This is a genomic window from Streptomyces sp. NPDC006265 (assembly GCF_040613555.1).
In the GTDB taxonomy this organism is placed as follows: domain Bacteria; phylum Actinomycetota; class Actinomycetes; order Streptomycetales; family Streptomycetaceae; genus Streptomyces.
On record NZ_JBEXSH010000459.1, the window covers coordinates 1 to 7,166 of the forward strand.

Genomic DNA, 7,166 nt, shown 5'->3' on the forward strand with positions numbered 1-7,166 from the left:
TCCTCCGGGCTTCCCTTCGGTCTTGCGTTTCCGACTCTATCAGATCCTTTTCGATCCGATTTCCTCGGTGCTTTCCAGGTTCCCGCTTCCGCGTTTCCCTTTCCGGCGGTTCCGACTTTATCAGAAGTTTCGAGCCGGACTGACCGGCCGCTCATTTCCGATTCATCGGGAGAGGCTTCAATGAAACCAGCGTTTCAGGAAGCAGATAGATGTTCACTGCGGCTGGTCTGGGACTAGAGCCCATCTCCAGGCAACTGTTCAAATCTACCTCCCCGCGCTCACCGTGTCAACGGCTCCTGCGGGGCGAAGAGGAGACTAGCAGCTGAACGGAGGTGGTCGCACATCCGCCGGTCGGCGGGACGATCAGGCGGCGGTGGGGACGGTCGCGCTGCGTTCCGCAGCCTCGACGTCACCCGTCTCCCCGGCGCGGGCGGCACGGCCGCCCAGGACGTAGACGTAGGACAGGAAAGCCACTTCGGCGGTGACCCCGATGGTGATGCGGGCCCAGGTGGGGAGGCCGGACGGGGTGACGAAGCCTTCGATGGCGCCGGAGACGAAGAGGACGAGGGCGAGGCCGATGGCCATGCCTATGGCGGCTCGGCCCTCTTCCGCGAGAGCCGTGCGCCGCGTCCGGGGGCCGGGGTCGATGAGTGTCCAGCCCAGGCGCAGACCGGTGCCGGCTGCGACGAAGACAGCGGTCAGTTCGAGGAGACCGTGTGGGAGGACCAGGCCCAGGAACGTGTCGAGGCGGCCGGCCGACGACATCAGGCCGACACCGATGCCGAGGTTGAGCATGTTCTGGAAGAGGATCCACAGGACCGGCAGTCCGAGGAAGACCCCCAGGATGAGGCACAGGGCTGCGGCCCAGGCGTTGTTCGTCCAGACCTGGGCGGCGAAGCTGGCGGCCGGGTGGCTGGAGTAGTACGTCTCGTACTGGCCGCCGGGACGGGTGAGCTCGCGGAGTTCGCTGGGGGCCGCGATGGAGGCCTGGACTTCGGGGTGCGTGCCGATCCACCAGCCGAGGAGGGCGGCGACGGCCGTCGACAGGAGCGCTGTCGGCACCCACCAGTGGCGTGCCTTGTAGACGGCCGCGGGGAAACCGTGGGTCAGGAAGCGGGTGACGTCTCGCCAGGAGGCGCGTCGAGTGCCTGTCACGGCGCTGCGCGCGCGGGCCACGAGCTGGCTGAGCCTTCCGGTCAGCTGCGGGTCCGGGGCGCTGGACTGGATCAGGGAAAGGTGGGTCGCCGTGCGCTGGTAGAGGGTGACGAGTTCGTCGGCCTCGGCGCCGTTGAGTCGGCGCTGTCGGTGGAGGAGGGCTTCGAGGCGGTCCCACTCCGCTCGGTGGGCGGAGACGAAGACGTCGAGGTCCATCGGTGTGCCTGCTCCTCGGCTGGTCGTCGGAGGCTCGTCGTGGATCAGCTTGTCGTACTACGGTGCGATGCGCCCTCAGCTTGGCAGACTGGCCCTGTCGGGGGCAGGGCAGGGGAAGGACGGCGGGCGTGAGTGAGCTGGTGACGGGCGAGGCTGTGGCGTTGGAGCTGCGCCCCGCGAGACTGCCCAGCAGGGCGCTGGCCGTGCTGCTCGATCTGGTGGCGGCGATGGCGGTCTACGTCGCGGTGACCATCGTGCTGGTGACGTCCACGGCCTCGCTCGACGAGGCGGCGCAGACGGCGCTGTCGATCGCGACGTTCGTTCTCGTGCTGGTGGGCGGGCCGATCGCGGTGGAGACGGTCAGTCACGGGCGGTCGCTCGGGAAACTGGCGTGCGGGCTGCGTGTCGTGCGGGACGACGGGGGGCCGATCCGCTTCCGGCATGCGCTGGTGAGGGGCTTGATCGGGGTGATCGAGATCCTCATGACCTTCGGGATCGTCGCCTGCATCGCCTCGTTCGTGTCGGCGCGCGGGCGGCGGCTGGGGGATGTGTTCGCGGGGACGCTCGTCGTGCGGGAGCGGATTCCGGTCACGCGGACCGGTTTCGTGCCGCCTCCTCCGCCGTGGCTTGCGGGGCGGTTCTCGGGGCTCGATCTGTCGGCGGTGCCCGACGGGTTGTGGCTCGCCGTCCGGCAGTACCTGACCCGCATGCAGCAGCTGGATCCGCAGGTGGGCTGGTCGATGGCGGAGCGGCTGGCGTCGGATCTGGCGGAGCGGACGGGGGCCCCGGTGCCGCAGGGTGTGCCACCGGCGGCATATCTGGCGGCCGTCGTGCAGGAACGGCAGGCGCGGGAAGCCCGGCGGGCTTTCGGGAGCGATACGGGCCGGGCGGCCATGCCCGCCGCCGTCCCGGCGACGAATGACCGAGCGGTCTCGCCCGAGGCTCGTGGCGGGACTCCCGCTGCCTACGGACCACCGGTTGGAGCGCACGAGGTGGTCTCCGAGCCGTCCGCTGAGGAGCGGCCCGCGAAGTCGCCGACGGGCTCGGCGGGCGACCGACCCGGTACCGGGTTCGTGCCGCCGGCCTAGGGCCCTTCTGATGGATCTCCGTGGAGGAAGGAGCGGTGTTCGGTGCGTGCTCTCGGCGTGCCGGGCGGAAACCCTCGTAGCGGAGCTACCAGGGCTTTTTGTCCGGTGCGGCGAGTGGGGGTACCCCCTGCTCGAGCGGAGTCGAGAGCTTGCGGGAGCGTGCCGGGCGTCGTGACGGGGCGAACGTTGCCTGTCGCGGCACTAGTGCGGGGCGGGGCCCGCCGCCCCGGCGTGACTGTCTGTTTCAGGTGAACACCGACGGCGGTGATTCCAGGTCTTCGAGCTCGATGCCAGGGGCCGCGAGCACCACGTCCCCCGCGATGTGCACGGCATGCTGCTCGCCCGTGTCCAACGCTGTGACCTGGTATTCGTCCACGGCCAGGGGGCCATTGTCAGTGGCGTGTGCTTCGCTCTTCACCAAGGCCCAGGACTGGTCCACGGTGCGTGGGGCGAGGACCGGGTCCGTGAAGGCCACAAGGCGTACGCGGGTGGCGGCTGCGGAGGGGGTGAGGCGCAGGAGTCGGGCGGTGGCGACGAGGAATGCCGGGGACGTGCCGGTGAAGGCGTGGGCGCGCACATTGCCTTCGGTGGCGTCGGTCCCGGTGGGGTCGGTGCGGACCCAGGTGACTCCGTCGAGGGCGGCGCCGCGGACCTGCCAGGCGGCGGCGTGGAGTTCGAGGCGGATGGGGCGGCCCAGTTCGTCGAGGGTGAGGTCGACGGAGCCGTGGTGATCACCTGCGGGGGTGGTCAGCTGGGAGACGTAGCGCCAGCCGGAAGGGCCGGGGGCGCACTGGAAGTGTTCTTCTGCGAGGGGGGTGTGATCGTGCGGATCGTGGAGCGAATAGCGGCCGCGGGGCATGGGGGTCCTGGGTCTTGACGGGCTGGGCCGGTCGTCGCCGGCCCGTCTAACGGGGCAGGCCCCCGGCACGGGGGTGCGGGGGCCTGCCTCGGAGATCTGTCCGGCTGCGAACGCGGCAGCGGTGCTGCTCGGCTCAGTAGCGGTAGTGGTCCGGTTTGAACGGGCCTTCGACCTGCACTCCGATGTACTCGGCCTGCTCGGGGCGCAACGTCGTCAGCTTCACGCCGAGCGCGTCGAGGTGGAGGCGGGCGACCTTCTCGTCGAGGTGCTTGGGCAGCACGTAGACGCCGGTCGGGTACTCGTCGGGCTTGGTGAACAGCTCGATCTGGGCCAGGGTCTGGTCCGCGAAGGAGTTGGACATCACGAACGACGGGTGGCCGGTGGCGTTGCCCAGGTTCAGCAGGCGGCCCTCGGACAGGACGATGATCACCTTGCCGTCGGAGAAGGTCCAGGTGTGGACCTGGGGCTTGACCTCGTCCTTGACGATGCCGGGGATCTTGGCGAGGCCGGCCATGTCGATCTCGTTGTCGAAGTGGCCGATGTTTCCGACGATGGCCTGGTGCTTCATCTTGGCCATGTCCGAGGCCATGATGATGTCCTTGTTGCCGGTCGTGGTGATGAAGATGTCGGCCGTCTCGACGACGTCGTCGAGGGTCGCGACCTGGTAGCCGTCCATCGCGGCCTGGAGGGCGCAGATCGGGTCGATCTCGGTGACGATCACACGGGCGCCCTGCCCGCGCAGGGACTCCGCACAGCCCTTGCCGACGTCGCCGTAGCCGAAGACGACCGCGGTCTTGCCGCCGATGAGGACGTCCGTGGCACGGTTGATGCCGTCGATGAGCGAGTGGCGGCAGCCGTACTTGTTGTCGAACTTCGACTTGGTGACGGCGTCGTTGACGTTGATCGCCGGGAACAGGAGGACGCCGTCGCGCTGCATCTCGTACAGGCGGTGGACACCCGTCGTGGTCTCCTCGGTGACGCCGCGGATCTCGGAGGCCAGCTGGGTCCACTTCTGCGAGCCGTCCGTGATGGTGCGGTTCAGCAGTTCGAGGACGACGCGGTGCTCGTCGGACTCGGCGGTGTCGGGCGAGGGGACCTTGCCGTCCTTCTCGTACTCGACGCCCTTGTGGACGAGGAGGGTGGCGTCGCCGCCGTCGTCCAGGATCATGTTGGGGCCGCCGGTGGGGCTGTCCGGCCAGGTCAGCGCCTGCTCGGTGCACCACCAGTACTCGTCCAGGGTCTCGCCCTTCCAGGCGAAGACCGGGACGCCCTGGGGGTTGTCCACGGTGCCGTTCGGGCCGACGGCGATGGCGGCGGCAGCGTGGTCCTGGGTGGAGAAGATGTTGCAGGAGGCCCAGCGGACCTGCGCGCCGAGGGCGACCAGGGTCTCGATGAGCACGGCGGTCTGCACGGTCATGTGCAGGGAGCCGGTGACACGGGCGCCGGCCAAGGGCTGCGCCTCGGCGTACTCCTTGCGGATCGCCATCAGGCCCGGCATCTCGTGCTCGGCGAGGGTGATCTCCTTGCGGCCGAACGCGGCCAGGGAGAGGTCGGCGACCTTGAAGTCCTGTCGGTTTTCGACAGTCGTCATTGCGGACTGCTCCTCGGGGTTGGGGCGAGGTGGGTACGGCTGGTCTGCGCGGCGGTCGGACACAGGGGTGCCCCGAAAAGAGGACACAGGCATGCCCGCGTACGCGCAGCGCAGTCCGTCGGAGGCCCTCTCTCCCTCGGCCGGTCCGCGGTGGGACCGCCCGACCGCCATCAGCAGCGACGTCTGGCTCCGTCCCAAGCTACACCGGGGGCAGGTGCGAACCCCAGCCCACACCAGAATCCCTCAAGTGATCGTGTAGTCGGGCTCCGGACGGCGACGGGGCCCGCCGGATGGTCCGGCGGGCCCCGTGGGCGCTGGTGGAGGGGTCAGTGGGCCGAGGGGGCCGGGCCGCCCGGGGTGGCCTCGGGGTCGGGGCCCTTGGCAGCTTCCCGCTCGCTGTAGATGTCCGGCTCGAGGTAGATCACGCGGGCGATCGGCACGGCGTCGCGGATGCGGGCCTCGGCGGCGTCGATGGCGGTGGCGATCTCGGAGGCCGTGTCATCGTGCTGAACGGCGATCTTGGCGGCGACGAGGAGTTCCTCGGGGCCGAGGTGGAGCGTGCGCATGTGGATGACGCGGGTGACGGTGTGACCGTCGACGACGGCGGCCTCGATCTTCCGGGTCTCCTCGAGGCCGGCGGACTCGCCGAGCAGCAGGGACTTGGTCTCGGCGGCCAGGACCAGGGCGATCAGGATGAGCAGGATGCCGATGCAGAGGGTGCCGATGCCGTCCCAGACGCTCTCGCCGGTGAGGAGGGCGAGGCCGACGCCACCGAGCGCGAGGATGAGGCCGACGAGGGCACCGAGGTCCTCCAGGAGGACGACGGGGAGCTCGGGGGCCTTGGCGTGGCGGATGAAGTCCTTCCAGGAGCGGCTGCCGCGCAGGGGGTTGGACTCCTTGATGGCCGTCCGGAAGGAGAAGCTCTCGGCGATGATCGCGAAGACCAGGACGCCGACGGGCCAGTACCAGTGCGTCAGCTCGTGGGGATGCTTGATCTTCTCGTAGCCCTCGTACAGGGCGAACATGCCGCCGAGCGAGAAGAGGACGATGGAGACGAGGAAGGCGTAGATGTAGCGCTCGCGGCCGTAGCCGAAGGGGTGTTCCGGGGTGGCCTGGCGCTTCGCCTTCTTGCCGCCGACCAGGAGCAGTGCCTGGTTGCCGGAGTCGGCGACGGAGTGGACGGACTCGGCGAGCATCGAGGACGAGCCGCTGAAGAGGAACGCCACGAACTTCGCTACCGCGATGGCGAGGTTGGCGCCCAGTGCCGCCACGATCGCCTTGGTTCCGCCTGACGCGCTCATATGTCCGCGTTGTCCCTTCGTACGCCGTTCCAGGGCCCGGGCGCTCGCCTTGGTGGGCGCCCGTGGCCTTGCCCGTGCTTGACGGTGGGCCATTGTTGCAGCCCGCCGCGGTGGCGGTGAGTCAGGTCACCGGCACGAGGGCCTCCAAACGGTCAGGCGACGACGGTGGCCCGGAAAAGCGTTCCCGTTCCGGAGACTTCGGCCTTTTCGCCGGCCGGGACGAAGACGGACTCACCTGGGGTCAGGTCGTGCTCGCCGGCCCGGACGGTGCCGGCCGTGCAGAGCAGGATCTGCGGAGTCGGGCGGGTGAGGTCGTGGGCGGCGCCCGCCTCGGGGAGGACGTAGCGGGAGAGGCGGAACTCGTCGATGGGGGTCTCGTAGACCTCCTCGCCGGCCGGGGAGGCCTCCGGGCGCAGGACGCCGGGGTCGCTGGGGAGGAAGCGGACGATGCGCAGGAGTTCGGGGACGTCGATGTGCTTGGGGGTCAGGCCGCAGCGCAGGACGTTGTCGGAGTTGGCCATGATCTCGACGCCGAGGCCGTCGAGGTAGGCGTGCGGGACGCCGGCGCCGAGGAAGAGGGCCTCGCCGGGCTGGAGCCGGACATGGTTGAGCAGCATCGCGGCGATGACGCCGGGGTCGCCCGGGTAGTGGTGGGCGATGTCGGCGTAGGGGGCGTAGGCGCCGCCGAGGCGGGCGCAGGCGGCGGCCGCTTCGGCGACGGTCCGCGCCATCTCGTCGGGGTCGGCGGTGAGGATCGCCGTGAGGACCTCGCGCAGGGCGGCGTCCTCGGGGTGGGCGTGCAGCAGGTCGACGTAGGGCTTGAGGGAGTCGACGCCGAGGTCGTCGAGGAGGGCCGCGGCCGCCAGCGGGGCGCGGAAGCCGCACAGGCCGTCGAACTCGGTGAGGGCGCAGATCAGTTCGGGCTTGTGGTTGGCGTCCTTGTAGTTGCGGTGCGG

General features: G+C 69.8%; 6 protein-coding genes. 1 reads left to right on the top strand and 5 read right to left on the bottom strand.

What is annotated here, in order from left to right:
- Positions 1–363 precede the first annotated feature (363 nt).
- A complete protein-coding gene (locus tag ABZ281_RS30280) occupies positions 364–1,371 on the bottom strand; it encodes a stage II sporulation protein M (protein WP_356660605.1) in 1,008 nt (335 codons plus the stop codon).
- 128 nt (positions 1,372–1,499) lie between these two features.
- Between ABZ281_RS30280 and ABZ281_RS30285 the strand changes: the two genes are divergently transcribed.
- Positions 1,500–2,459, top strand: coding sequence for an RDD family protein (locus ABZ281_RS30285; RefSeq protein ID WP_356660607.1), 960 nt, complete (start codon positions 1,500–1,502; stop codon positions 2,457–2,459).
- Positions 2,460–2,703: 244 nt separating this feature from the next.
- Here ABZ281_RS30285 and ABZ281_RS30290 read toward each other — a convergent pair whose 3' ends face one another.
- The 4 genes from ABZ281_RS30290 to manA form a co-directional block, all read right to left on the bottom strand.
- On the bottom strand, positions 2,704–3,318 hold the full coding sequence (locus ABZ281_RS30290; RefSeq protein WP_356660609.1) for a hypothetical protein: 615 nt from the start codon (positions 3,316–3,318) through the stop codon (positions 2,704–2,706).
- A gap of 133 nt (positions 3,319–3,451) precedes the next feature.
- The gene (gene ahcY, locus ABZ281_RS30295) at positions 3,452–4,909 is read right to left on the bottom strand and encodes an adenosylhomocysteinase (RefSeq protein ID WP_356660611.1); all 1,458 of its coding nucleotides are present in this window, start codon (positions 4,907–4,909) and stop codon (positions 3,452–3,454) included.
- A 326-nt stretch (positions 4,910–5,235) separates the two neighbouring features.
- On the bottom strand, positions 5,236–6,210 hold the full coding sequence (locus ABZ281_RS30300; RefSeq protein WP_356660613.1) for a cation diffusion facilitator family transporter: 975 nt from the start codon (positions 6,208–6,210) through the stop codon (positions 5,236–5,238).
- A gap of 152 nt (positions 6,211–6,362) precedes the next feature.
- Positions 6,363–7,166, bottom strand: an 804-nt coding sequence (gene manA / locus ABZ281_RS30305; protein WP_356660615.1) for a mannose-6-phosphate isomerase, class I, incomplete at its 5' end; no start/stop codon positions are given.